Origin of the sequence: Nostoc sp. CHAB 5715, from assembly GCF_020829685.1 — a bacterium.
GTDB lineage: Bacteria > Cyanobacteriota > Cyanobacteriia > Cyanobacteriales > Nostocaceae > Nostoc.
On sequence record NZ_JAIVFR010001023.1, the window covers coordinates 1 to 2,525 of the forward strand.

2 protein-coding genes are annotated in these 2,525 nt (G+C 43.4%); both read left to right on the forward strand.

Annotated elements, in window-relative coordinates:
• A partial coding sequence (locus tag LC574_RS35275) for a condensation domain-containing protein (protein ID WP_229458275.1) occupies positions 1-403 on the forward strand: 403 nt, incomplete at its 5' end.
• A gap of 218 nt (positions 404-621) precedes the next feature.
• Positions 622-2,525 (forward strand): condensation domain-containing protein (locus tag LC574_RS35280; protein WP_229458276.1); only part of this gene is annotated, 1,904 nt, incomplete at its 3' end.

Consider the following 2,525-nt stretch of genomic DNA (forward strand, 5'->3'; position numbering starts at 1 on the left):
CACCATCTCTAACACTTTCCCATCGGCAGAGATTAGCTTTAACTACCTGGGACAGTTGACAGGGGACAGGGAACAGGCAGAAGATTTACCTTTTACCCTTTGTGATTCTTTCTCTAGTGGTATACCCCAAGATTCACAACAACATCGACGCTATCGCATTGAAATCAATGGTTTTGTACGGTCAGGGCAATTGCAATTTGAGTGGATATACAGCCGTCAGGAGTATCATAAAACAACTATTAATCAACTCGCTACTAACTTCTGCACTTACTTGCAAGAAATCATAACCCACTGTCAAATGCCTCAGAATGCAGGTTATACGCCCTCTGATTTTGAATTAGCAAACCTAGACCAACATACGTTAGACCAAGTGTTAGAGATGGTGAATTTTGAGCATCAATGATTCTAAAAAGTCAATCTTTCTCTCTGCGCCTGGGCGTGAAAATTTCATATTTAATATTCTAATACGCTTGGGTTAAGGCTAAAACTCTGTTATCAAAGTTAATTTTTTTACGAACCGCCAAGACGCAGAGGACGCAGAGAGAGGAAAGAGAGAGAAGAAATACTGGACTGTATTGATTTATATTCAGCAACACCGAATTTTGAGACAGAGGATAAGCAGTGAATACAATCTTAAGCCACCAAGCCATTGAAGATATTTATCCCCTGTCACCCATGCAGCAGGGTATGCTGTTCCATAGCCTTTATGCTCCAAATTCTGGTGCTTATGTCATCCAAGTGAGCTATGAATTGCATGGTAGTTTAAATATTTCGGCTTTTGAGCAAGCTTGGCAGGATTTAGTCAATCGCCACACCGTGTTACGAACAGCATTCGTTTGGGATAAGTTAGAAAAACCATTGCAAGTAGTCGGCAAACAAGTAAAATTTCCCATCACTCATCTTGACTGGCGCAATTATTCTACCACCGCCCAAGAACAGGAACTCGCAACACTACTACAAAAGGAGCGACAACAGGGATTTAGCTTATCGCAAGCGCCCCTAATGCACATCACCCTCATCCAATTTGCACCGACAGTATATCAATTTGTCTGGAGTTATCATCATCTGTTATTGGATGGTTGGTCAATGCCGATTTTGCTCCAGGAATTTCTGATGATTTACGGTGCATACAGCCAGGGACAAACACCGAAACTATCTAACCCACGTCCTTATCGAGACTACATCGCTTGGTTGCAGCAGCAAGATGTTTCCCAAGCCGAAACGTTTTGGAAACAGCATTTACACGGATTTACAACTCCCACCCGCTTGGGTATTGGACAAAGGAGCGAAAATCGACCTGATAATTTATCTAACCATTATACTGAGCAAAGCATTCACCTAACTTGTGAGCAAACGCAGCAACTATACAATTTCGCCAAACAACAGCAAATCACTCTCAACACTCTTGTACAGGCAGCTTTTGCTCTATTGTTAAGTCGTTACAGTGGGGAAAAGGATATCCTATTTGGTACTGTCTGTTCCGGTCGTCCAGGCACGCTAACAGGTGTTGAATCGATGGTGGGACTGTTTGTCAATACATTACCACTACGAGTATCAGTCTCACCACAGCAAAAATTATATTCTTGGTTGCAAAAAATTCAATTACAGCAAGTAGAAATACGGCAATACGAATATAGTAACTTGACTGATATTCAACGTTGCAGCGAAGTTCCCCGTTCTCTGCCACTATTTGAAATCTTGGTAGTGTTTGAAAATTATCCTGTGGAATCTGCCCTCAAACAATCCTTGGAAACAGTGCAAATTCGTAACATTCATGCCACAGAGCAAACAAATTATCCTTTAACACTGTATGCAGTGGCAGATTCTCAGCTTAGTTTAAGATTGTTATCTGATTGCGATCGCTACACCGAAGACAATATTACCCAATTATTGCAACAGCTAGAAACCCTATTATTAGGAATGCTGACTCAGGGTGATTGTCTTTTGGTACAACTGCCATTACTTTCCCAGATACAACAGCAGCAAATATTAGTTGACTGGAATGACACAGCTAGGGAAATCCCCAACCAATGTTTAGATGAATTGTTCGCGCAACAAGCAAAGCATTCACCCAATGCAACAGCAGTTGTGTTTGAAGAACAACGTCTAAGCTACGCCGAATTAAATGCCAAAGCCAATCAAATCGCCCATTATCTCCAAAAATTGGGAATTCAGCCAGAGGCACGGATCGGAGTTTATTTAGAGCGATCGCCACAATTACTTATAGCACTATTAGGTATCCTGAAAACCAAAGCCGCATACATTCCCCTCGATCCTAGCTATCCGGCTGAACGTCTGCGCTTTATGATTGAGGATGCTCAGATTGCGTTGCTGCTCAGTGAATCTAGCCTTGGGGGGGATGAGGGGGAGTTTACTTTCCTATCTTCCCCTGCTCCCCCATCTCCCCCTACTCCCCCATCTCCCCCTACTCCCTCATCTCCCCCTACTCCCTCATCTCCCCCTGCTCCCTCATCTCCCCCTGCTCCCTCATCTCCCCCTGCTCCCTCATCTCCCCCTGCTCCCTC